At 64.4% G+C, this 23,439-nt stretch carries 21 protein-coding genes; 8 read left to right on the top strand and 13 right to left on the bottom strand.

Annotated features, from left to right (window positions below):
- Window positions 1-68: 68 nt before the first annotated feature.
- Complete coding sequence (locus U4Y90_RS05485) at window positions 69-569, top strand: OmpA family protein (protein ID WP_321793016.1); 501 nt, start codon at window positions 69-71, stop codon at window positions 567-569.
- On the opposite strand, the gene U4Y90_RS05480 is transcribed toward U4Y90_RS05485, so the two are convergent.
- The 3 genes from U4Y90_RS05480 to U4Y90_RS05470 are packed head-to-tail and all read right to left on the bottom strand — an operon-like array spanning window position 559 to window position 5,366.
- Window positions 559-2,562, bottom strand: coding sequence for an acetyl/propionyl/methylcrotonyl-CoA carboxylase subunit alpha (locus U4Y90_RS05480; protein ID WP_321793014.1), 2,004 nt, complete (start codon window positions 2,560-2,562; stop codon window positions 559-561). The genes U4Y90_RS05485 and U4Y90_RS05480 overlap by 11 nt on opposite strands.
- Before the next feature lie 4 nt (window positions 2,563-2,566).
- On the bottom strand, window positions 2,567-4,174 hold the full coding sequence (locus U4Y90_RS05475) for a carboxyl transferase domain-containing protein (protein WP_321793012.1): 1,608 nt from the start codon (window positions 4,172-4,174) through the stop codon (window positions 2,567-2,569).
- A gap of 10 nt (window positions 4,175-4,184) precedes the next feature.
- Window positions 4,185-5,366, bottom strand: a complete 1,182-nt coding sequence (locus tag U4Y90_RS05470) for an isovaleryl-CoA dehydrogenase (protein WP_321793010.1) — start codon at window positions 5,364-5,366, stop codon at window positions 4,185-4,187.
- A gap of 164 nt (window positions 5,367-5,530) precedes the next feature.
- Here U4Y90_RS05470 and U4Y90_RS05465 point away from each other — a divergent pair, with 164 nt between their 5' ends.
- Window positions 5,531-6,265: a TetR/AcrR family transcriptional regulator gene (locus U4Y90_RS05465; RefSeq protein ID WP_321793008.1), complete on the top strand. Its 735-nt coding sequence runs from the start codon at window positions 5,531-5,533 to the stop codon at window positions 6,263-6,265.
- On the opposite strand, the gene U4Y90_RS05460 is transcribed toward U4Y90_RS05465, so the two are convergent.
- From U4Y90_RS05460 to U4Y90_RS05450, 3 genes are all read right to left on the bottom strand, one after another.
- Complete coding sequence (locus U4Y90_RS05460) at window positions 6,255-7,151, bottom strand: ferritin-like domain-containing protein (protein ID WP_321793006.1); 897 nt, start codon at window positions 7,149-7,151, stop codon at window positions 6,255-6,257. The two genes, U4Y90_RS05465 and U4Y90_RS05460, sit on opposite strands and share 11 nt — an antisense overlap.
- Window positions 7,152-7,236: 85 nt before the next feature.
- Window positions 7,237-8,649, bottom strand: coding sequence for an MFS transporter (locus U4Y90_RS05455; RefSeq protein ID WP_321793004.1), 1,413 nt, complete (start codon window positions 8,647-8,649; stop codon window positions 7,237-7,239).
- Window positions 8,650-8,791: 142 nt separating this feature from the next.
- Window positions 8,792-9,481, bottom strand: coding sequence for a TetR/AcrR family transcriptional regulator (locus U4Y90_RS05450; protein ID WP_321793002.1), 690 nt, complete (start codon window positions 9,479-9,481; stop codon window positions 8,792-8,794).
- Window positions 9,482-9,624: 143 nt separating this feature from the next.
- Here U4Y90_RS05450 and U4Y90_RS05445 point away from each other — a divergent pair, with 143 nt between their 5' ends.
- From U4Y90_RS05445 to U4Y90_RS05435, 3 genes are all read left to right on the top strand, one after another.
- Window positions 9,625-11,151: an MDR family MFS transporter gene (locus tag U4Y90_RS05445; RefSeq protein WP_321793000.1), complete on the top strand. Its 1,527-nt coding sequence runs from the start codon at window positions 9,625-9,627 to the stop codon at window positions 11,149-11,151.
- Window positions 11,152-11,355: 204 nt separating this feature from the next.
- Complete coding sequence (locus U4Y90_RS05440; protein ID WP_061159973.1) at window positions 11,356-12,150, top strand: ABC transporter substrate-binding protein; 795 nt, start codon at window positions 11,356-11,358, stop codon at window positions 12,148-12,150.
- 220 nt (window positions 12,151-12,370) lie between these two features.
- The gene (locus U4Y90_RS05435) at window positions 12,371-13,486 is read left to right on the top strand and encodes a succinylglutamate desuccinylase/aspartoacylase family protein (protein ID WP_321792995.1); all 1,116 of its coding nucleotides are present in this window, start codon (window positions 12,371-12,373) and stop codon (window positions 13,484-13,486) included.
- Between the two features lie 10 nt (window positions 13,487-13,496).
- Here the strand turns inward: U4Y90_RS05435 and U4Y90_RS05430 are convergent, their stop codons facing one another.
- Window positions 13,497-13,865, bottom strand: a complete 369-nt coding sequence (locus tag U4Y90_RS05430; protein WP_321792993.1) for a nuclear transport factor 2 family protein — start codon at window positions 13,863-13,865, stop codon at window positions 13,497-13,499.
- A gap of 238 nt (window positions 13,866-14,103) precedes the next feature.
- Here U4Y90_RS05430 and U4Y90_RS05425 point away from each other — a divergent pair, with 238 nt between their 5' ends.
- Entirely contained in the window at window positions 14,104-15,300 is a 1,197-nt protein-coding gene (locus U4Y90_RS05425) for a porin (RefSeq protein ID WP_321792991.1), read from the top strand.
- 169 nt (window positions 15,301-15,469) lie between these two features.
- Here U4Y90_RS05425 and U4Y90_RS05420 read toward each other — a convergent pair whose 3' ends face one another.
- Both U4Y90_RS05420 and U4Y90_RS05415 read right to left on the bottom strand, forming a co-directional pair.
- Window positions 15,470-16,531, bottom strand: coding sequence for an alkene reductase (locus U4Y90_RS05420; RefSeq protein ID WP_321792989.1), 1,062 nt, complete (start codon window positions 16,529-16,531; stop codon window positions 15,470-15,472).
- Window positions 16,532-16,585: 54 nt separating this feature from the next.
- Entirely contained in the window at window positions 16,586-16,891 is a 306-nt protein-coding gene (locus U4Y90_RS05415; protein ID WP_321792987.1) for a metalloregulator ArsR/SmtB family transcription factor, read from the bottom strand.
- Window positions 16,892-17,075: 184 nt separating this feature from the next.
- On the opposite strand from U4Y90_RS05415, the gene U4Y90_RS05410 reads away from it, so the two are divergent.
- Entirely contained in the window at window positions 17,076-17,480 is a 405-nt protein-coding gene (locus U4Y90_RS05410) for a DUF6232 family protein (RefSeq protein WP_321792985.1), read from the top strand.
- A gap of 110 nt (window positions 17,481-17,590) precedes the next feature.
- Window positions 17,591-17,917 carry a hypothetical protein gene (locus U4Y90_RS05405; protein WP_321792983.1) on the top strand — a complete coding sequence of 109 codons (327 nt, stop codon included), beginning with the start codon at window positions 17,591-17,593 and terminating at the stop codon, window positions 17,915-17,917.
- 8 nt (window positions 17,918-17,925) lie between these two features.
- Here the strand turns inward: U4Y90_RS05405 and U4Y90_RS05400 are convergent, their stop codons facing one another.
- The 4 genes from U4Y90_RS05400 to phnT form a co-directional block, all read right to left on the bottom strand.
- Window positions 17,926-20,379 carry a glycogen/starch/alpha-glucan phosphorylase gene (locus tag U4Y90_RS05400; protein WP_321792981.1) on the bottom strand — a complete coding sequence of 818 codons (2,454 nt, stop codon included), beginning with the start codon at window positions 20,377-20,379 and terminating at the stop codon, window positions 17,926-17,928.
- A gap of 255 nt (window positions 20,380-20,634) precedes the next feature.
- A complete protein-coding gene (phnV, locus tag U4Y90_RS05395) occupies window positions 20,635-21,450 on the bottom strand; it encodes a 2-aminoethylphosphonate ABC transport system, membrane component PhnV (protein WP_321792979.1) in 816 nt (271 codons plus the stop codon).
- 1 nt (window position 21,451) lies between these two features.
- The gene (gene phnU, locus U4Y90_RS05390) at window positions 21,452-22,393 is read right to left on the bottom strand and encodes a 2-aminoethylphosphonate ABC transporter permease subunit (protein WP_321792977.1); all 942 of its coding nucleotides are present in this window, start codon (window positions 22,391-22,393) and stop codon (window positions 21,452-21,454) included.
- Window positions 22,371-23,432, bottom strand: coding sequence for a 2-aminoethylphosphonate ABC transport system ATP-binding subunit PhnT (phnT, locus tag U4Y90_RS05385; protein WP_321792975.1), 1,062 nt, complete (start codon window positions 23,430-23,432; stop codon window positions 22,371-22,373). The genes phnU and phnT overlap by 23 nt, the downstream gene beginning before the upstream one ends.
- Between the last annotated feature and the right edge of the window lie 7 nt (window positions 23,433-23,439).

Raw genomic sequence — 23,439 nt, 5'->3', positions numbered from 1 at the left:
TCCCTATAATCGAGGCTCGAAATCGACGCAGGAATCATGCAATGAGGGAGAAAGCTTCACGAGCGACCATGGGCGCGTGCTTGTTGATCGCGCTGCTCACCGGATGTTCCACCGGGCTCAACCGCTCGAAGGAAGAGCAGTTGAACGCGCAATACGGCATCACCATGTTGCCGGTCAAGGGCGGCGTGGAGATGCGGCTGCCCGAGGCGCCGCTCTTCGATACCGATCAGTCGACCATTCGTGACACTCAGTCACCCGTGCTCGATCGAGCGGCCCAGGTGTTGAAGCGCAGCATGCGGCCCGTGCTGATCGAAGGCCACACCGACAACGAAGGCTCGCTCTCGTATAACCGCGCGCTTTCCGCGGCACGCGCCGACGCCGTCGCGAAAGCGTTGATCGCGCGCGGCGTGCCCGCCGAACGCATCACGACAAAAGGCATGGCGTATCTGCGCCCGATCACGACCAATGGCACGCGCGAAGGGCGCGCGCTGAATCGCCGCGTGGAGATTCTCGTGCGCGCCGAGAGCGAAGAGACGCTGCTCGGCGCGCCCGCCAAGGTCAAGCGCTAGCGGTCTGTTCGACCTCCAGCACGAGCAGTTGCGAGCCGTCGGCCACCTGATCGCCGACCTCGAACAGAATCTCGCCGATCTTGCCGGTCGCCGGCGCGACGATCGTGTGCTCCATCTTCATCGCTTCCATCACCATCAGCGGCGCGCCCTTCGCAACCGATGCGCCCGGCTCGACGAGCACAGCGATCACCTTGCCGGGCATAGGGGCCGTGAGACGGCCTTCGTGCTCGGCATCGGCCGCATGCGCCATCAGGTTCTGCCACTCGAACTGGAACGCCGCGCCTTCGTGGAAGACATGGAAGACGTCGCCGTCGGTGAAGACGTGGCCTTTGATCAGCGCATCGTCGAGCTGGACCGCGAACGACGTCTCGCCGCTATGCGTCCAGTCGAAGCGCGCGCTCGCATCGTCGAGACGCAGGCGCTTCTCGCCGTTCTTCGTGAACACGACCTTCAACGCTTCGTCGGTATCGAGCGCGCGCCAGTTCAGATCCTGGCTATAGCCGCCCGCCATCCGCCAGTGCGACAACGCATCCCACGGCGAGTGCCCGTGCGCCTCGCCGCCCTCGCGCGTGAGCAGCGCCGCGCATGCGAGCGCGAGCCCCTTCTTGCGTGAAACGTGAGTCGGCGCGAAGAGCGCATCGTGATGACGCTCTATCAGGCCCGTGTCGAGATCGCCCGCGCTGAACGGCTCGCTCTTCACGATGCGCTGAAGGAACTCGACATTCGTCGACAGCCCGACGATCTCGCATTCCGCCAGCGCACGCGCCATGCGAGCAAGCGCATCGCGACGGTCCCGGCCATGCACGATCAGCTTCGCGATCATCGGATCGTAGAACGGCGTGATCGCATCGCCCTGACGCACGCCGCTGTCGACGCGCACGTCGCCGTCGATCGAAAACTCCACCGCATGCGGCATGCGCACGTGCTTGAGCGTGCCCGTCGACGGCAGGAAGCCGCGCGACGGATTCTCCGCATAGATACGCGCCTCGATCGCGTGGCCCTGCACCTTCAGCTCGTCCTGCTTCAGCGGCAGCGGCTCGCCCGCCGCCACGCGCAGTTGCCATTCGACGAGATCGAGCCCGGTCACCATCTCCGTCACCGGATGCTCGACCTGCAAGCGCGTGTTCATCTCCATGAAATAGAACTGGCCGTCCTGCGTCATGATGAACTCGACCGTGCCCGCGCCGACGTAGTTCACCGCGCGCGCCGCCGCCACCGCGGCTTCGCCCATCGCGCGACGCGTTTCATCGGCGAGTCCCGGTGCGGGCGCTTCTTCCAGCACCTTCTGATGACGGCGCTGCACGGAACAGTCGCGATCGAACAGATAGACCGCATTGCCGTGCTTGTCCGCGAACACCTGTACTTCGACGTGACGCGGACGCAGCAGGTACTTTTCGATCAGCACGCGATCGTTGCCGAAGCTCGACGCCGCCTCGCGCTTGCACGACGCGAGCGCGGCCGCGAAATCCTCGCTCTTTTCCACGACGCGCATGCCCTTGCCGCCGCCACCCGCGCTCGCTTTCAGCAGCACCGGATAGCCGATGCGGTCTGCTTCGCGCTGAAGCAGCGAGGGATCCTGATCGTCGCCGTGATAGCCCGGCACGAGCGGCACCGATGCGGACTGCATCAGCGCTTTTGCAGCGGCTTTCGAGCCCATCGCGCTGATCGCCTCGACGGGCGGCCCGATGAAAACCAGACCGGCTTTCTCGCATGCGTTGGCGAACGTTTCGTTTTCCGAAAGAAATCCATAGCCCGGATGAATCGCCTGCGCGCCGGTTTTCTTCGCCGCATCGACGATACGCTCGATACGCAGATAACTCTCCGACGCGGCCGATCCGCCGACATGCACCGCTTCATCGCAGACATCGACATGCTTGGCTTTGGCATCGGCATCCGAGTACACGGCGACGCTGCCGACGTTCAGGCGCTTCGCCGTCGCCGCGACGCGGCACGCGATCTCGCCGCGGTTCGCAATCAGTATTTTGTTGAACATGGCATTACATCCGGAATACGCCGAAGCGCGTGTCTTCGATAGGTGCGTTCATCGTCGCGGCGAGGCCCAGGCCCAGCACGTCGCGCGTCTGCGCGGGATCGATCACGCCGTCGTCCCACAGACGCGCGCTCGCGTAATACGGATGCCCCTGCACCTCGTACTGATCGCGAATCGGCGCTTTGAACGCTTCCTCTTCTTCCCTCGACCACGTGCCGCCCTTCTTTTCGATGCCGTCGCGGCGCACCGTCGCGAGCACGGACGCGGCCTGCTCGCCGCCCATCACCGAGATGCGCGCGTTCGGCCACATCCAGAGGAAGCGCGGCGAATACGCGCGGCCGCACATGCCGTAATTGCCCGCGCCGAACGAACCGCCGATGATCACCGTGAACTTCGGCACCTTCGCCGTCGCGACCGCCGTCACCATCTTCGCGCCGTTGCGCGCAATGCCTTCGTTCTCGTACTTGCGCCCGACCATGAAGCCCGTGATGTTCTGCAGGAACACGAGCGGAATCTTGCGTTGAGCGCACAGCTCGATGAAATGCGCGCCCTTCAACGCGGACTCGCTGAACAGAATGCCGTTGTTCGCGACGATGCCGACCGGATGTCCCCAGATATGCGCGAAGCCGCACACCAGCGTCGTGCCGTAGCGCGCCTTGAATTCGTCGAAGGCGGAATCGTCGACGATGCGCGCGATCACTTCGCGCACGTCGAAAGGCTTGCGCGTATCGACCGGAATCACGCCGTACACGCTTTGCGGGTCGTAGCGCGGCGGCAGCGGTTCTTTGAGTGCGAGCGCCGGCGTCTTCACGCGATTCAGGTTGCCGACGATGCTGCGCGCGATGCCGAGCGCATGCGCGTCGTTCTGCGCGAGATGATCGGCGACGCCTGAGAGACGCGTGTGCACGTCGCCGCCACCGAGATCTTCGGCGCTGACTTCCTCACCGGTCGCCGCCTTGACCAGCGGCGGGCCGCCGAGAAAGATCGTCCCTTGATTCTTGACGATGATCGATTCGTCGCTCATCGCGGGCACATAGGCACCGCCCGCGGTGCACGAACCCATCACCACCGCGATCTGCGCGATGCCTTGCGCCGACATGTTCGCCTGGTTGTAGAAGATGCGGCCGAAGTGATCGCGGTCGGGAAATACATCGTCCTGATTGGGCAGGTTCGCGCCGCCCGAATCGACGAGATACACGCACGGCAGGCGGTTCTGCTCGGCGATTTCCTGCGCGCGCAAGTGCTTCTTCACGGTGACCGGATAGTATGTGCCGCCCTTCACGGTCGCGTCGTTGCACACGACGACGCACTCCTGCCCCGCGATGCGCCCGATGCCGGTGATGATCCCCGCGCCCGGCGCGTCGTCGTTATACATGCCGTAGGCGGCGAGTTGCGACAGTTCGAGAAACGGCGTGCCCGGATCGAGCAATTGCGCGATGCGATCGCGCGGCAGCAGCTTGTTGCGCGACACGTGCTTGTCGCGCGCGGCCTCGCCGCCGCCTTCCGCGATCTTGGCGACCTTCGCCTTGAGATCGGCGACGAGCGCCTCGAGCGCGGCCGCGTTCGTGCGGAACTCCTCGCCGCGCGGATTCAGTTTCGATTCGATGATCGTCATGACGCGCGCCTCAAGCCGTCTCGGCGAACAATTCGCGGCCGATCAGCATGCGGCGAATCTCGCTCGTGCCCGCGCCGATTTCGTAAAGCTTCGCGTCGCGCCACAGACGGCCGACCGGATACTCGTTGATATAGCCGTTGCCGCCGAGCACCTGGATCGCTTCGCCGGCCATCCATGTCGCCTTTTCGGCGGTGTAGAGAATGACGCCCGCGCAGTCCTTGCGCACCTGGCGCACGTGGTCCGAGCCGAGCGTGTCGAGCTGACGGCCGACCGCGTAGAGATACGCGCGGCAGGCCTGCAGCGTCGAATACATGTCGGCGACCTTGCCCTGGATGAGCTGAAATTCGCCGATCGCCTGACCGAACTGCTTGCGATCGTGGATATACGGCACGACCGCGTCCATGCACGCGAGCATGATGCCGGTCGGGCCGCCCGCGAGCACGGCGCGCTCGTAATCGAGGCCGCTCATCAGCACCTTCGTGCCGCCGTTCAACTGACCGAGGATGTTCTCCTTCGGCACTTCGACGTTCTCGAACACGAGCTCGCCCGTATGCGAGCCGCGCATGCCGAGCTTGTCCAGCTTCTGCGCGACGGAAAAGCCCTTCATGCCCTTCTCGACGATGAACGCCGTGATGCCGCGCGGGCCGGCCTCGATGTTGGTCTTCGCGTACACCACGAGCGTGTCGCAATCCGGGCCGTTGGTGATCCACATCTTCGTGCCGTTGAGCACGTAATGATCGCCCTTTTCCTCGGCGCGCAGCTTCATGCTGACGACGTCGGAGCCGGCGTTCGGCTCGCTCATCGCGAGCGCGCCGATATGTTCGCCGGATACGAGCTTCGGCAGATACTTGCGCTTTTGCGCTTCCGTGCCGTTGCGATGGATCTGGTTCACGCACAAGTTCGAATGCGCGCCGTACGACAGCCCGACCGATGCCGACGCCCGTGAAATCTCCTCCATCGCGACCATGTGCGCGGTGTAGCCCATGTTCGCGCCGCCGTATTCTTCCGAGACAGTCATGCCGAGCACGCCGAGATCGCCGAATTTTTTCCAGAGATCCATCGGGAACTGGTCGCTGTGGTCGATTTCGCCCGCGCGCGGCGCGATTTCCTTCGCCGCGAAATTGGCGAGCGAGTCGCGCAGCATGTCGATGTCTTCGCCCAATGCGAAATTCAGGCCGGGTACGTTGCTCATGGGTCGTCTCCTCCAGATGCGATGTTTTCGGTGCGCCCTGAAAATTTGAGTTTCACTCACACAGGGCGGCAAACCACGGGATGGGGGAATTTCACGCTCAAATGCGCTGGTCGTCAATAGTTTTTTGAGCTACGCTCACATTTATTTCCCCACGTTCCCCGCCAATGTCGACGCAAACCACCGCCACCGGCCGCCGCGCGCCCGCCGGAGTCAAATCGCAGCAGCGCGTGAAGGACATCTTGCAGGCGGGCCGCGACGTCTTCGCCGAAAAAGGCTACGACGCCGCGACGAGCGCCGAGATCGCACAGCGCGCGGGCATCTCGGAAGCGACAGTGTTCAGCTATTTCAGCGGCAAGCGCGAGTTGTGCGCCCGCGTGATCGCCGATTGGTACGACGAAATCATCGATGCGTTCGAGACGGGCCTGCCGCGCGACGGCTCCGTGCGCCAGCAGTTTGCGTTCATCGTCAGGACGCACATGCGGCTGATGCTGATGAACGGCACGGGGCTGTGCGCGCTCGTGCTGTCGGAAGGCCGCACCAAGCAGCACGACCTGTCGGACACGCTGACGGAACTGCAACGCCGCTACACCGCGCCGCTGATGGACGTGCTCGCTCGCGGTCAGGCGCTCGGCCACGTGCGCGCCGACATGCCCTTGCGCCTGTTGCGCTCGCTCGTCTTCGGGCCGATGGAGCACGTGCTGTGGGACGCGACGCTCGCGAAGCGTCGCCTGAGTCAGACTCAGATCGAGACGACGGCGAACGAACTCGTGGAAGTGTTGTGGACGGCGCTGCAGCCGCCGAATGCGCAACTGGCGGCGCTGGCGCAGTTCCGGCAGGACGTCGAGGAAGCCTCGCGGCGCTTCGATGCGCGCGCCGCGCGCGAGAACCCTACTTCCTGATGAAACGCAGCACGAGACGCGCGAGTCTGGGCACGGTGACGGGACGCAGCAGGCGCGCATCGTAACCGCCCATGCGGCGATCGTTTTCGGCGAGACACAGTTCGATCAACGAGCGAACCGATACATCGCCCGCGACCGAATCGCCGACGTTCGCCGGAAAATTCGCGTCCTGCGCCGCGCCGCTCTTGTCGAAGCCGCGCGCGAGCGAGATGCGGTCGCGAATCAGCGAAAACCACACGCTCGCGGTCTTCGCGAGAAACCACGGCTTGCGGTACCACGGCAGGCTGCGCCGATACCACGCAACCCAGTTCGCGAAGAACAGAATGTGCCGCGCCTCTTCCTGAATGACCGGCTCGAAGGTCTCGACGAGCGCCTCAGGAAAGTATCCCGACTGGCGCGCCGCCTCGAACAGGCCGAACGCGAAGAAACTGTCGATGCACTCGCTGTAGCCCGTGAGCATCCATGCGCGCAAGGCGTCGTCGGGCGCGGGATACGGCGGCTCCGGCGCGAGCGCGATGCCGTACGCCTCGACCAGCTTCGAAAGCACCAGCTTGTGCCGCGCTTCCTCGCCGCCGTTCATGCGCAAGGCCTCGCGCAGTTGCGGATCGTCGACGAGGCTGGCATAGGTCGCGACGCGTATCGACGCCCGCCCCTCCGTCTGCACCGCGATGTCCCAGATCGGCAGCGAGGTCACGCGCTTCAACGCGGCGGGATCGAGCTCCGGCCAGTCGATGACGGCGGGCTTGTACGGGTTGTGCGTCGTCAGCAGCATTTCGCAGAACATGCGCTTGTGCAGGTCCGAACCGATCGGAATTTTCCCCGTCGACCGGTACGTCCAGTTGCGCATCGCATGATCTGCTTCGACTGTGTTGAGCGTATCGGACATATTCGAATATTGGCCGCCGATGAGGTATGTCCTGCGGATTCTGGCATACAGGACGCCAACCCGCAGCATCGTGCGCTTATTTTCGCTAGCGGGAGATTTTCTCCAGCGCGAGATCGCGCGTTCGCGGCCCCATGAAGCCGATCGCCGCCATCACGATCAGCATGGCCGACGCGATGAACACGAACACGCCCGTCGTGCCGAATCCCTTCAGCACGCCCGCGATGATGAACGACGTGAAAATCGCCGAAAAGCGGCTCCACGAATAGACGAAACCTACGGCGCGCGCGCGGATGCTCGTCGGGAACAGTTCGGTCTGGTACGCGTGGTAGCTGTACGACATGATGTTGGCGGAGAGCGTGAGGCCGACGCCCATCGCGATCAGGAAGGCCGCGTCGCCCGACTGGCTGAAGGCGAGCCCGCAGACGATATTCACCGCGGCCATCGCGACGATCGCCGTCTTGCGCTCGATCCTGTCGGCGATGGCGAGCCCGATGATCGGGCCGATCGGCGCCGCGATCGCGATGATGCTCGAATACATGAGACTGGAGGTCGTCGTGATGCCCTGCTTCACGAGCAGCGTCGGCACCCAGTTCGCGAAGCCGTAGAAACCGACGGTCTGGAACACGTTGAAGATAATCATCATCGCGGCGCGCTTGCCGTAGGGCGGCGTCCACATCTCGGCGAAGGCGCCGCGTTTTTCCGCGGTTTCGACGGCGGGTTCCGGCGGCGGCAGCGGCTTGCCGTATTCCCGGGCGACTTTGTCTTCGAGCGCGCGCAGCACGCGATCGGCTTCGTCGAGGCGACCCTTCTGCGCAAGCCAGCGCGGGCTCTCCGGCAGCGTGCGGCGAATCCACCAGACGAACAGCGCACCGTGCGCGCCGATGATGACGACCCAGCGCCAGCCGTCGATGCCGAAAGGCGCGCGCGGCACGAGCAGATACGCGAGAAAGGCGACCACCGGGACGGCGGTGAAGCCGACCGCCTGCTCGCACGCGAATGCGCGGCCGCGGATGTGCTTCGGGGCCAGCTCGGAGATATACGTGCCGATCGTCACCAGTTCCACGCCGATGCCCACGCCCGCGACGAAGCGCCAGATATTCAGACCCGTCGCCGTGTCCTGGAACGCCATGATGAGATTGGCGCCGGTGTACCACAGCAGCGAATAGGTGAAGATCGCGCGCCGGCCGAAGCGGTCGGCGAGAAAACCGCAGGCGATCGTGCCGATGAAGAGCCCCGCGAAGAGCGAAGCGATGAAGCTCGCGACGCCCGTCATGCCGAAGAGGCCCGCGGTTGTCGGCGTCAGAATGCCGCTTTTGACGAGACCGGGCGCGACGTAGCCGGAATACAGCAGATCGTAGAGCTCGAAGAAGAAACCGAGGCTCAGCAGAATGATGAGCGTCCAGACGGCGCGGGTGGCCGGCAGCCGATCGAGCCGGGCGGAGATGCTGCCGGCGGTGACGGGGAGCGCCTGTGCGTGCGCTGCTCGGGATGTGGCCATCGGGATGTCTCCTCTGAGGCGGTCTGCGAATGAGGGACGGATTTTAACCGGATGGGTAAATCGGATTCGAAACAGCCGCGCGCGGCGCTTATGGCGTCACTGCGCGAGGTCGCTGGCTGCGTCACGCCGCCCCCCGCCACGCTCAATACGGCCGAATCCCGTTCATCAGCAGCGCGACGACGTGCCGTGCGACTTGCTCCGCGCTGACGGCCCGGTCTCCTTCGCCGCGCCCGCGCGCCGTCGCGAGGGGAAAAACCGTCAAACCGAACAACGAGGCGAACACGAGCGACGGCTCCAGCGCCGGATTCAGTTTCCCTTCCTTCTGCCAGCCGGCTATGCGCTCGACCGCGCGATCCTTGTGCGCGTCGCCGAAGCGCTCCGCCATGCGCTGGCGCAGCAGACCGCCCTCGCTGATCATCTCGCGCACCCATAGAGCGGCGAACCACGGATACTTGTCGACGGTCGCGACCAGCGTCTCCACGAAGGCGCGCAGCGTCTCGACGGGTTCGGAATGCGGATCGTTGAATACGCGCGCGAGTTCGGCGCGCAACGGCACGAAGCGCTCGTCGATCAACACGTCGAGCAACTGATCGCGCGTCTTGAAGTAATAGTGCACCATCGCCGGCGTCACGCCCGCTTCCCGCGCGATCGCCCCGAGCGTCGTTTCGCCGATGCCCTGCCGCGCGAACATTTCGAGCGCGATCGCCAGCAATTGCGTGCGCGCCTGCTCGCCGTGCGCTCCGCTCGGCCGCCCGGGCCGGCGGCCGGCCCTCTTCTGCGGCGCCGGGTTGTCGGACCCGGCCGCGTCGCTGTCCAGCACATCGTTTGCCATAAGAATTTGACGAGAACTGTTCCGTCGTCTATATTAATCTACAAGTTAATTAATTACAATCCGATGCGCCGCCCACCGGCGCGTGGATTCGTAATGCCCACCATAATTCTGATCGCGGCGTCGCGCGCGCCGACCTAGCCGACATGACATCTTTGCATCAAACCGCCGTCGTGGGCGCGAAAGCGTCCGATGAAACCGGCCTCGCACCGAAACCGCCCATCTGGCTGCTGTTCACGGCGCTCATGCTCGTGATGCTGCTCGGCGCGCTCGACCAGACGATCGTATCGACCGCGCTGCCGACCATCGTCGGCGACCTCGGCGGGCTCGAAAACCTCTCGTGGGTGGTCACGTCCTACCTGCTCAGCTCGACGATCGTCGTGCCGCTCTACGGCAAATTCGGCGATCAGTTCGGGCGCAAGATCGTGCTTCAGGCGTCGATTCTGATCTTTCTCGCCGGCTCGATCCTTTGCGGCGTCGCGCAGAACATGACGCAGCTGATCGCGCTGCGCGCGCTGCAGGGCCTGGGCGGCGGCGGCCTCATGGTCATCACGATGGCCGCGATCGCCGACGTCATTCCGCCGGCCGAGCGCGGCCGCTTCCAGGGCCTCTTCGGCGGCGTGTACGGTCTCGCGACGGTCGTCGGCCCGCTGCTCGGCGGCTTCCTCGTCGAACATCTGTCGTGGCGCTGGATCTTCTACATCAACCTGCCGCTCGGCCTGATCGCGCTCGCCGTGATCCAGCTCGTGTTCAGACCGCACACCGCGCACGTGAATCATCGCGTGGACTATATGGGTGCCGGATTTCTCGCCACCGCGCTCACCTGCATCATCCTGTTCACGAGCGAAGGCGGCACCGTGATGCCGTGGAGCTCGCCGCAACTCTGGTGCACGCTGCTGCTCGGGCTCGTGTGCATCGGCGGCTTTGTCTACGAAGAACGCCTCGCCGCCGAGCCGATCATGCCGCTCTCCCTTTTCAAGGAGCGTACTTTCGTGCTCGCGGGGCTGATCGGCTTCATCGTCGGTTGCGCGCTATTCGGCGCGGTCACGTTCCTGCCGCTCTATCTGCAGGTCGTGAAAGGCTCGACGCCGTCGCAGGCAGGCCTGCAGATCACGCCGATGATGGCCGGCGTGCTGCTGTCGTCGATCGTGAGCGGGCGCATCATCAGCAAGATCGGCAAGTATCGCTTCTTCCCGATCATGGGCACGGCGCTCGTCGCCACCGGGATGCTGCTGCTGTCGACCCTCGACCTCGACACATCGCTCGCGACCATGCAGTTCTACATGGCGCTGCTCGGCCTCGGGCTCGGCATGGTGATGCAGGTGCTCGTGCTCGCGGTGCAGAACGTCGTCGAATTCCGGCTGATGGGCGTGGCGACCTCCAGCGCGACGCTGTTCCGCTCGATCGGCGGTTCGGTCGGCGTGGCGGCGTTCGGCGCGATCTTTTCAAACGGCTTGCGCACGCGCCTCGAAGCGCTCGTTGCGCCCGGCACGGAACTGCCGCAATCGCTCGGGCCGCAGACGGTCGCGCAGTTGCCGCCCGCACTGCACGACGAATATCTGCACGCGTTCGCGGGCTCGATGCACACGGTCTATCTGGTTGCCGCGTGCGTCGCGCTCGTCGCGTTCGGGCTGTCGTGGTTTCTGAAAGACCATCCGCTGCGCACACGCTGAGGTCCGAACGGACGCGAGGAAAGGCTCTAAAGCCCCGGCTATCGGGGCTTTTACTAGCTCCCGAACTATTTTGGCTTGGTAACCTTCTGCCGATTCCGAGCGGACACGATCCGCGGGATATCATGCTCCGGCGCCCAACGACGCGCCGGACGCCCGGATACGAGACCTATCGGGCTGAACTGACCACCTTCTGGAGTTAAAACAGTGAAGAAACTGCTCGCGGCACTGACGATGTCCCTCCTCGCCGCCACGTCGCTCACCGCCGTCACCCCGGCGCTGGCGAAGGACTATTCGACGATCCGTTTCGGCGTCGACGCAAGCTATCCCCCGTTCGAATCGAAGGGTTCCGACGGCAAGCTGGTCGGTTTCGACATCGATCTCGGCAACGAGATCTGCGCGCGCCTGAAGGCGAAGTGCGTCTGGGTGGAAAACGACTTCGACGGCATGATTCCCGCGCTGAAGGCGAAGAAGTTCGACGGCGTGCTCTCGTCGATGTCGATGACGCCGCAACGCGCCGAACAGATCGCCTTCTCGAGCAAGCTCTTCAACACGCCGACGCGGCTCGTCGCGAAAAAGGGCAGCAACATTCTGCCGACGGCTGACAGCCTGAAGGGCAAGAATGTGGGCGTCGAACAAGGCACGATCCAGGAAACCTACGCGAAGACCTACTGGGCGCCGAAGGGCGTGACGGTCACGCCGTACCAGAACCAGGACCAGGTCTACGCCGACCTGACCTCGGGCCGTCTGGACGCCGCGCTGCAGGACGCCGTGCAGGCCGAAATCGGCTTTCTGAAGACGCCGCGCGGCGCGGGCTATGACTTCGCCGGCCAGAACATCGACGATCCGAAGACGCTCGGCAACGGCGCGGGCATCGGGCTGCGCAAGGAAGACACGGATCTGAAGGCGAAGATCGACAAGGCGATCGCCGACATCATCAAGGACGGCACTTACAAGAAGATCGAGAAGAAGTACTTCGACTTCGACGTGTACGGCGGCTAAGCCGCTCGTCACGAGCCGCACCGGCTGACGAACGGGCTCCGCGCTCAAGGGCGCGGAGCCCGTTTTCTTTTTTGCGCACCCGGTGCGCGGGCTTTCGGCCGCCCGCCGCGCCGATTTCAGCTAAGATCGAACGTCCGGTAGGACGCCGACGGACGGAGACACCGCGGCGCCCGGCAATTCCCAGAGGCAAGACCCGCGCGGTCAAACGCGCGCGACCATTATGCAAACCAAAACCCATTCTCTTATTTCGCCGACGCTCGGCACGTCCCGCAACATCACCAGCTTTCACTACGGCCCGGGCGGCGGCCAGAAAATCTATATCCAGTCCTCACTGCACGCGGACGAATTGCCCGGCATGCTCGTCGCGTGGCGTCTGCGCCGCCGGCTCGCCGAATTCGAAGCGGCCGGCAAGCTGCGCGGCGAAGTGGTGATCGTGCCGGTGCCGAATCCGATCGGCCTCTCGCAGCATCTGCACGGCACGCTGATGGGCCGTTTCGAAACTAACAGCGGCCACAACTTCAACCGCAATTTCTACGATCTCGCCGCGCTGATCGCGCCGCGCATCGAAGCGCGGCTCGGCAAGGACGCGGACGCGAACAAGCTCGCCGTGCGCGCCGCGATGAGAGAGGCCCTCGACGAGCAGACGCCGCACACGGAACTCGAATCGCAGCGACTCTCGTTGCAAAAGCTGTCGTTCGATGCCGATGTCGTCCTCGACCTGCACTGCGATCTCGACGCCGCGCTGCATCTCTACACCAACCCGGACATCTGGGACGAAGTGGAGCCGCTCGCGCGCTATCTCGATGCGAAAGCGTCGCTGCTCGCGCTGAATTCGGTCGGCAATCCATTCGACGAGATTCACAGCTTCTGCTGGTCGGATTTGCGCCAGCGTTTCGGCGAGCGTTTCCCGATCCCGAACGGCGGCATTTCGGTGACGGTCGAATTGCGCAGCCAGCACGACGTGTCCTATGAGCTCGCGGAAAAAGACGCGCAGGCGATCGTCGACTATCTGATCCATCGCGGCGTGATCGACGCACCCGTGCCGCAGCTGCCGCCGCTCGCGTATCCGGCGACGCCGCTCGCGGGCGCGGAGCCGATCGTCGCGCCGGCGTCGGGCGTGCTCGTGTTTCGCGCGCAGGTGGGCGCGTTCATCGAAGCGGGCGAGCCGATCGCCGATATCGTCGATCCGCTCACCGATGTCGTCACTACGCTCAAATGCACGACCTCCGGCGTGATGTACGCGCGGCATATCACACGCTTCGCGACCGCCGGGCTGGAAGTGGCGCGCATCGCAGGCGCGAAGGCTTATCGCACGGGATCGCTGTTGTCGGCGTGAGCGTTTCTCGTCAGAACGGCGCGAGACAGCATTGCGCCGCGACGACCTTCCACGCACCGCCGATCTCGCCCCACGTTCGCGTGTAGCGCAAGCTGCCCGCGAACGGCGCGCCCGCGAATGTCCCGGAAAGCGCCACGCGCGTCACCGTGACCGCAAAGCCGCCATAGACACGCACGCTCTGATCCTCGACATCCAGCTTCTCGATGCGCTGCATGCCGTAGCGATGCCCGTTGAGATCGTCGGCCTTCGTCCAGACCTTGCCGGTCGCATCGACGAAGCTCAGGTCGTCGGCCAATAGCGCATCGAGCGCGTCCACGTCCGACGCCACCATCGCCTTCTTCAGGCGCTCCTCCAGTTCGCGGATTCCTTGCTCGTCCATGATCTCGCTCGCGGTGACAGAACCGAGAGCATGGCATCGCACCGGCCGAATGCACAAGCGGTGATATTTCACCAGCCCTGTTGCACGGGCGACACACGCAAGGCTTCTGAAAGCACTGTCACATTTCTTTCTTCGGCGCCCGCTACATTTGCGCCCGTCGACGCCACGCGCCATCAGAGCGCGACGCACTGCAGACACCGTCAACAACCACACAGCGAACCAACACACGGAGCTTGTTTTGAAGAAGAATCTCTTGGCGACCGCCGCGCTCGCCGCCTTTGCCGCCCTCGCCGCCACGTCCGCGCACGCGCAAAGCAGCGTCACGCTGTACGGCATCATCGATGCCGGCATCAGCTACGTGAACAACAGCACGCAAACCGCGACCCGCGCGGGCGATAAGCTCTTCAAGTACGACGACGGCGTCGCGCAAGGCAGCCGCTGGGGCATGAGGGGTTCGGAAGACCTGGGCGGCGGCCTGAAGGCGATCTTCACGTTGGAAGGCGGCTTCAACAGCGGCACCGGCACGCTCGGCCAGGGCGGCGCGCTGTTCGGCCGTCAGGCTTTCGTCGGTCTCGCGAAGAACGACGTCGGCTCGCTGACCTTCGGCCGTCAATACTCGTTCTCGACCGATTACCTCGGCAGCAACTACTCGATCGGCGGACAGACCCTCGCGGGCAACTACGCGTACCACATGAACGACGTCGACCAGCTGACGTCGAGCCGCATCAACAACGCGGTCAAGTTCAGCAGCGCGAGCTTCTACGGCGTGACCTTCGGCGCGATGTACGGCTTCTCGAACCAGGCGGGCGCGTTCGCGGGCACGCCGAACACGACCGTCGGCACGACCACGACGGCAGGTTCGTCGCGCGCGTACAGCTTCGGCCTGAACTACAAGGCGGGTCCGTTCGGCCTCGGCGCCGCGTACACGGACATCCGCTATCCGGCGGCGGCATCGCCCGCATTCAGCACGGCCGTGGCGAACATCCAGACGATGGGCACCGCGAACGCCGGCAAGGATCTGCGCACGTTCGGCGTCGGCGCGAACTATGCGTTCGGCGCGGCGACCGTGTTCGGCCTCTGGACCAACACGCTGTTCGAGCCGATCAACGGCGCGAGCTCCAAGCTCAACGCCTTCGATATCGGCGGCAAGTACGCGTTCACGTCGGCGCTGTCGGCTGGCCTCGGCTACTCGTACCTGAACATGACGGGCAACTCGAGCGGCCACTGGAACCAGATCGACGCGAGCGTCGACTATGCGCTCTCGAAGCGCACCGATGTGTACGTCCTCGGCATCTATCAGAAGGCTTCGGGCTCGAACCGCGGCGTCGAGAATCAGGCGTCGATCGGCTCGTCGTCGTCGAGCTACTTCGGCACCTCGGGTCTGGGTGAAGACGATCAACTTGCGTTCCGCGTCGGCATCCGCCACAAGTTCTAAGCGCTTGCGTCCGGGCTGAAACGGAATCGGGCCGCGTCGAGCGGCCCGATTTTTTTTGCTTGAAGCGCTCTGCCTGACGTTGTCGGACTGCTTGCCTTTCACGGACAACAAATGAAAACAGCCGCCTTCGGCCGCTGCTTTCACGTTGATTCGCAGACTGCGGAGCGACTTACTCCGTCGTCTCGAGCAGCGGGTAGTCCGTGTAGCCCTTCGAGCCGGGCGCATAGAATGTCGACGTATCCCAATCGTTGAGCGACGCATCGACTTCGAAGCGGCGCACGAGATCCGCGTTCGCGATGAAAGGCTTGCCCCATGCGACCGCGTCGGCGTCGCCGCGCGCGATGATCGCTTCGGCGCTCTCTTTCGAGAAGCCCTCGTTCGCGATATACACGCCGCCGAACGCCTTCTTCAGTTGCGGCCCGAGGCTGTCCGCCGCTTCATGCTCGCGCGCCGCGATGAACGCGATCTTGCGCCGACCCAGTTCACGCGCGACGTAGCCGAAGGTCGCGGCACGATCGCTGTCGCCCATCGTGTGCGAGTCCGCGCGCGGCGCGAGATGTACGCCGACACGATCCGCGCCCCACACGTCGACACATTGATCGACGATTTCGAGCAGCAGACGCGCGCGATTTTCGATGGAACCGCCGTATGCGTCGGTGCGCGCATTGGTGCTGTCCTGCAGGAACTGGTCGAGCAGATAGCCGTTCGCGCCATGCACTTCGACCCCGTCGAAGCCCGCGCGCTTCGCGTTTTCCGCGCCCTTGCGGAACGCCGCGACGACACCGGCGATTTCATCGAGTTCGAGCGCGCGCGGCGTCACGTACGGGCGCTGCGGCCGCACGAGGCTCACGTGTCCGGCCGCCGCGATCGCGCTGGGCGCCACGGGCAACTCGCCGTTCAGAAACACCGGATCCGAAACACGGCCCACGTGCCACAGTTGCAGGAAGATCTTGCCGCCCGCATCGTGCACGGCCTTCGTCACGAGCTTCCAGCCTTCCACCTGTTCGTCGGACCAGATGCCCGGCGTATCCGCATAGCCGACGCCTTGCGGCGTCACCGAGGTCGCTTCGCTCAGGATCAGCCCGGCCGATGCGCGGTCCGCGTAGTACTGCGCCATGAGTGTGTTCGGCACGCGTTCGACGCCCGCGCGCTGCCGCGTGAGCGGCGCCATGATGATGCGGTTCTTGAGCGTCAGTGCGCCTACCTTGAGCGGATCGAAGAGAGTCGACATGAATTGGAATCCTAATGAAATTGAAAGCAGCCTTTCACCGTGCGGAGAACAAGTTCAGAGATTCCCGATGGAATCGCGGAACGCCTGAATGACCGCTTCGTCGCGCTTGAAGAACACCCACTGTCCAACGCGCTTCGTGGTGACGAGCCCGGCTTTGTGCAAGGTCGCGAGATGCGCCGAAACGGTGGACTGCGACATGCCGCAGCGCCCATCGATCTGACCCGCGCAGACGCCATGCGAGAGCGGCAGTTCCTGACTCGGGAAATGCAGCTCCGGCTCCTTCAGCCATTCGAGAATCTCACGGCGAAGGGGGTTGGCGAGGGCCTTGTGAATTGCGTCGATATCCATTTCGTTGCTCATGCGTCTGACGGACGGAAACGTCAAACCCTTCCGAATCGTCTTGAGGCGAAGTATATATCGTAAATCCACGATATGCAAATTCCGCGGCAAATACGTCATGCGTCATCTTGCGAGATGCCGCCCCCTTGCGGCGTCTGGTACGCTCCCCGGTTTCAGCGGCCGTAACAGAAACCACGAAACCCTTATGGATACACCTTTCAACGAACGCGGCGTCACGCTCTCGCGCGCCGGGCTGTCGGCATCGGGTCAGATGATTCCGCTGCGCGATCTGCGCGCGGCGCGCGTCGTGATGATTCCTCGTCAGAAGCCGTTGCCCGTCATCATCGCGCTGATCGGCCTGGTCGTGCTCGGCGCGGGTATTGTCACCGGCTCGGGCGCGGCGCTCGTGATCGGCGCGATGATCGTCGTGGTCGGATACCTCACATGGATCACGCAGGACGTGATCTATCAACTGATGGTCGCGACGCCCGACGGCGAGCGCGAAGTGCTCATCACGAAGGATCAGGAATTCGCGGATAAAGTCGCGGCGCTCGTCGGCGAGGCGGTCGCAAAGCATGCGGCGGGCGCGGCGGCGAAGCCGCAGGCGTGATCTTGATGCGCCGTTTATACGGCGGCACCACTCTTTAACCCGGCCTTTACACGCGCGGCGCTAGAGTTCAGGCGTTGCCACTACGCGCCGTCATCGGACGGCTTGCCTCGATGGACATCCGCACATCCGATCCGTCCGCTCTTTCCCACGCGTTCAACGGCGGCTCGCCGCGCCGCCGCGAAACGCGTCACTGCGTGGCATTCGATCTGACCGTCCCAGGGCTGGATTCGTCGGCTGCGCGCGCAATGCTCTCGCATGCGTTCGGCGCGGGCACGCAGTCATATATCGTGGAGACGAGCCGCCTGCACGATCGCACTACGCTCTTTGTCGAGACCGACAACGTAGACATCAACGATGTCATCGGCACGCTCACCGCGCACTTTCCCAATGCGATGCTCGGCCGCGTGACGCGCATCGCTCGCGTCACGCGGCACTGAACGCATCGTCAGGTCAACTGCAAGGGCTCGACGTGCCAGATGTCGCGCGCGTACTCCGCGATCGTGCGGTCCGACGAAAAGATCCCCATGCCCGCGACATTCTCGATCGCGCTCCTCGTCCACGCGTCCTTGTCGCGGAACTTGAGATCGACTTCGGTCTGCGTCTTGTCGAAGCTGTCGAAGTCGGCGAGCACCATGTAGTGATCGCCCCAGTCCACGAGCGTATGGAAGATGTCGTAGAACCGATGCGGCTCTTCCGGCGAGAAATGCCCGAGGCGAATCTGGTCGAGCGCGAGCTTCAGTTCCGCGTTCTCCTCGTAGATCTGCCGCGGCCGATAACCCGCCGCGCGCAGCGACTCGATCTCGTCGGTCGTGTTGCCGAAGATGAAGATGTTCTCGCGCCCCACGGCATCGCAGATTTCGATGTTCGCGCCATCGAGCGTGCCGATGGTCAGCGCGCCGTTCAACGCGAGCTTCATGTTGCCGGTACCCGACGCCTCGGTGCCGGCCATCGATATCTGCTCCGAAAGGTCCGCCGCCGGAATGATGAGCTCGGCAACGGAAACGCCGTAGTTCGGAATGAAGCCGACCTTCAGCCGGTCGCCGACGAGCGGATCGGTGTTGACCTTCCGTGAGACATCGTTGATGAGCTTGATGATGTTCTTCGCCATCTTGTAGGCGGAAGCCGCCTTGCCCGCGAACATCACCACGCGCGGCGTCCAGTCCTGCTGCGGATTCTCGCGAATGCGGTTGTAGCGCACGATCACGTAAAGGATGTTGAGCAGTTGCCGCTTGTATTCGTGAATGCGCTTCACCTGCAAGTCGAACAGCGCCTCCGGATTGATGATCGCGTTGGCGTCGCGTTTCGCGCGCTCCACCAGCCGGAGCTTGTTCTGGAACTTCGCATCGTGGAAGGCCTTGCAGAACTCGGGGTCATCGCGCCATTCGCGCAGACGGCCGAGCTCGAAGAGATCGGTGCGCCAGCGCGGCCCGAGCCGCTTGTCGATCAGCGCGGATAGCGACGGACTCGCCTGCGCGAGCCATCGGCGCGGCGTGATGCCGTTCGTCACGTTGGTGAAGCGCTCCGGATACATGCGCGCGAAATCGGAGAAGATGTTCTGCACCATCAGTTGCGAGTGCAGCTTCGACACGCCATTCACCTTGTGGCTCGCGACGATCGCGAGATGCGCCATGCGCACGCGCCGTTGACCGTATTCGTCGACGAGCGAGATGCGGCGAATCAGATCGACATCGCGGCCGAACTTCTCGGTGACCTGCTTCAGGAATTGCGCGTTGATCTCGAAGATGATCTCCAGATGCCGCGGCAACAAACGCGCGAGCATCTCGACGTCCCATGTTTCGAGCGCTTCGGGCATCAACGTGTGGTTCGTGTAGGAGAACATCTGCTGCACGAGCTTCCACGCCTTGTCCCACGGCAGATGATGCCGGTCCACGAGAAGGCGCATCAGTTCCGGAATCGCGAGCACCGGATGCGTGTCGTTCAGATGCACCGCGACCTTCTCGGCGAGCCGCCCGAAATGCGTATGCGTGCGCTGATAGCGGCGAATCAGATCCTGCATCGTCGCGGAGACGAAGAAGTATTCCTGGCGCAGACGCAGCTCGCGTCCGGCTTGCGTCGAGTCGTCGGGATACAGGAGGCGCGACACATGCTCGGATGTGTTCTTCGCCTCCACCGCGCGGCGATAGTCCCCCTGATTGAACGCGGAAAGATCGAACTCGTCGGTCGCGCGCGCGGACCACAGGCGCAGCGTGTTGGTCGCCGTCGTTGCGAAGCCGGGGATGACCGTGTCGTAGGCCATCGCGTTGACGTGCTCGGTGTCGATCCAGTCGGTGCGGTCATCGTGCTGCACGGTGCGTCCGCCGAAATGCACGGTGTACACCACCTCGGGCCGCGGGAACTCCCACGGATTGCCGGCGCGCAGCCAGTAGTCGGGCATTTCGACCTGATTGCCATCGACGACCGTCTGCCGGAACATCCCGTATTCGTAACGGATGCCGTAACCGAAGCCCGGCACGCCGACGGTCGCCATCGAATCGAGGAAGCAGGCCGCGAGGCGGCCGAGGCCGCCGTTGCCGAGCGCGGCGTCGGGCTCCAGTTCCTCGAGCGCCGCCAGATCGACGCCAAGCCCCGCCAGCGCGTCGCGCACCTCGTCATAGATGCCGAGCGCGAGCAGCGCATTGCTGAAGGTTCTGCCGATGAGAAACTCCATCGACAGGTAATAGACGCGTTTCACGTCCTGTTCGTATTGCAGCCGCGTGGTGCGCATCCAGCGTGCGACGAGCCGATCGCGCACGGCCAGTTCGGCGGCATGGAGCCAGTCCCGCGGCTGCGCGGTGACGGCATCTTTGCCGACGCCGTACATCAGGCGGTTCGAGATGGAGCGCCTGAGCGCATCGACGGTGCTGTTGAGCTGGTCGAATTCCAGGTCGACGGATGTCATCGGAACCTCCGGTTTTTGCGACATATGCAACGACCGCGAAAGCACGACGGGAGTTCACATCGGCGCACCGAAATGGCGCTTTGCCCCCGGTCGGGCGGGTGCGGACGTGCCTGAACGTGCAGGTTACGCCAGTTTTATTTTTTTTGGTATGACAGACCCGCAACGGAAGCGAGGCCCGCGAATTGCTCGCGACGGCCTCGCACGCCTTTCATGAAGGCGATATTTGCTTCGGTATCCAGATGTTTAGCGCGCGATTCAGCGACGCGGCGCGCGTGCGGCGATCAGCAGAAGCGCGGCGAGCGACACCGCCAGCAACATCAGCGAGAGCGCCGACGCGGGCAGATAGTAGCCGCGATTCACCTGCCCCACGACGACGATCGGCACTGTCGCGAAGCCGGGCGGATAAACGGTGAGCGTGGCCCCCAGTTCGCCGAGCGAGAGCGCGAAGCCGAGCGCGAGGCTCGCCCGGATCGCGGGCACGAGTTGCGGCAGCACCACGCGCGCGAGCACCATGCGCGGCGGCGCACCGAGACTCGCGGCAGCTTCGCGCAAGACCGTGAGCTCGGGGCGCAGCGCTGCGGCGGCGCATCGATAACAGAACGGCAGCACGAGCGCGAGCTGCACGAGCACGACGATCGCGGCCGACCCGGACAGATCGAGCGGACGCTTGTGATACGCGATCAGCACCGCGAGCCCGAGCACGACGCTCGGCACGCCGCTGCCCATCATCGCGACGGCATCCACGAGCGCGCCGAGCCCGCGCCGGTCGCGCCCTTCCAGCGCGAGCGCGAGCCAGAGCCCCAGCGCGGTGCCGAGAAACGCGACGCCCAGACCGACTTCGAGACTCGTGGTGAGCGCATCGAGATCGCTCGATGAAAGCCGTGCGAACCAGCGTGTGCTGAAGCCATCGGGGAGGATCGTGCCGGACCAGTGCGACGCGACGCTCGACAGCGCGACGACGACCACCGGCAGCACGAACAGCCAGAAACACAGCAGCGCGACGAAACAAGTGAATGCCACGCGCAGGAACGCTCCGGGCGTGAAGCGCGACGATGAAACCGAAAGCTGCATGTCAGCGGCCTCCCGAGCGGCGGCTCGTTTGTCGATTGACGCGCCTGTATGGCGCATAGAGCGACAGCGACATCAGCAGCATCACGACCGAGCCCGCGGCCGCGGCGGGCAGATCGAGATCGACGGTCGCGGCGCTGTAGATCGCGATGGGCAGCGTGATCAGATGAGCGCTGCCGAGCACGAGCAGAATGCCGAACTCGTTCAGCGTGAGCAGGAAGCAGAGGATCGTGCCCGCGGCGATGCCGGGCCACGCGAGCGGCAACACGACCCGGGTCGCGACCATCCAGCCGCCGGCGCCGAGACTCTTCGCGGCTTCGACGAGCCGCATGTCGAGCGTCGCATACGATGCGAGCGTCGGGCGCACGACGAACGGCGCATAGAACACGACTTCCGCGAGAATCACGCCGCCGATGCCGAAGAGGAAATCGAGCGGCGGCGCATCGAGAGAAAACATGCGCTGCAAGCCGATGCTGACCGAGCCTTGCGAGCCGTACAGAAAGATCAGCGTGAACGCGACCAGAAAGGACGGAAACGCGACGAACAACTCCAGAAAGCGCGTGAGCAATCGCGCGCCCGCGAACGGTCTGAAGAACAACATCGACGCGAGCGCGACGCCGAGCAACGATGCGATGCTCGCGCTCGCGAAGAGAATGCCGAGCGTCGTGCCGATCATCCCGCGCGTTTCCGGATTGCCGAAGAACGCGCTGTATGCATGCAGCGTGAAGCCTTGCGGCCCGCTCACGCTGAGCATGATGAGCCGTGCGAGCGGATAGACGACGAGCGGCCCGAGCACGAACACGAGGATCAAGAGCAGATGCCATTGCGCTTTGCGCTCGCGGCGTTTCGCTTGTGCTGCGTGCGCGGCGAATTGCGCGGAGAGATCCGCGTCGCTGATGCCGCCTTCGTCGCGCGCGACGCTGTCAGGGACGAACAAGGACGACATCGTCAGCCTCGAAGCGAAGGGAAACGCGTGTGCCTTTCTCCGGCATGCGCGTATGGCCGCGCTGCGTCGTCACGAGCACGGGCTCGCCGGGCAACGCATCGAGCGCGACGGAAATGGAAAGCGCCGCGCCATACCATTCGACGGACGCGATCGCGCCGTGCAGCGGACCGTCGCCCAGCGGCACGATCGCGAAGCGCTCCGGACGGATGCACGCGAGACGCTCGCGCTCGTCGTGCCGCGCGTCGCCCACGGGGTACACCACGCGCGGCGGCAGCAGATTCGCCGCGCCGAGATAGCGCGCGACGAACGCATCGTTGGGCGCGTCGTACAGTTCGCGCGGTGCGCCGAGTTGCGCGATGCGGCCATCGCGCATCAGCAGCGTGCGATCCGAGAGCACGAGCGCGTCGTCCTGATCGTGCGTCACGCAGACGATCGTCAGATTCGGCAAGCGCTCATGCAGCGCCTTCAACTCGCTGCGCACGGACGCGCGCAGGTTTGCATCGAGCGCGGAAAGCGGTTCGTCGAGCAACAGCACATCCGGTTCGATGACGAGCGCGCGCGCCAGTGCGACGCGCTGTTGCATGCCGCCGGAAAGCTGCGCGGGCATGACGTGGCCGGCATCGGAAAGCTGCACGAGCTTGAGCGCATCGGCGACGCGTCGTGCGATCTCGCCCGTCTTCAGCTTGCGTGCGCGCAGGCCGAACGCGACGTTATCGAACACGGACAGATGCGGGAACAGCGCGTAGCTCTGAAACAGCAGCCCGAGATTGCGTTGATGCGGCGGCACGTGCGTCAGATCGTGGCCCGCGACCGAGAGCGTGCCCGCGAGCGCATCGGCCTTCACGAAGCCCGCGATGAAGCGCAGCAGCGTGGTCTTGCCGCAGCCGCTGCGGCCGAGCACGGTGAGGAATTCGCCGCGCTCGATCCGTAGCGACAGATCGTCGAGCACGGTGCGCGCACCGAAGCGCACCGTCAGACGATCGATATGCACGCCCGGCGTCTGTCTGACGCCGAGGGCTTCCTTGGGAATGGCGTTCATCGGGACG

It is taken from the genome of Caballeronia sp. J97, assembly GCF_905220305.1.
Lineage (GTDB): Bacteria > Pseudomonadota > Gammaproteobacteria > Burkholderiales > Burkholderiaceae > Caballeronia.
This window is presented reverse-complemented; position numbering and strand designations above follow the sequence as displayed.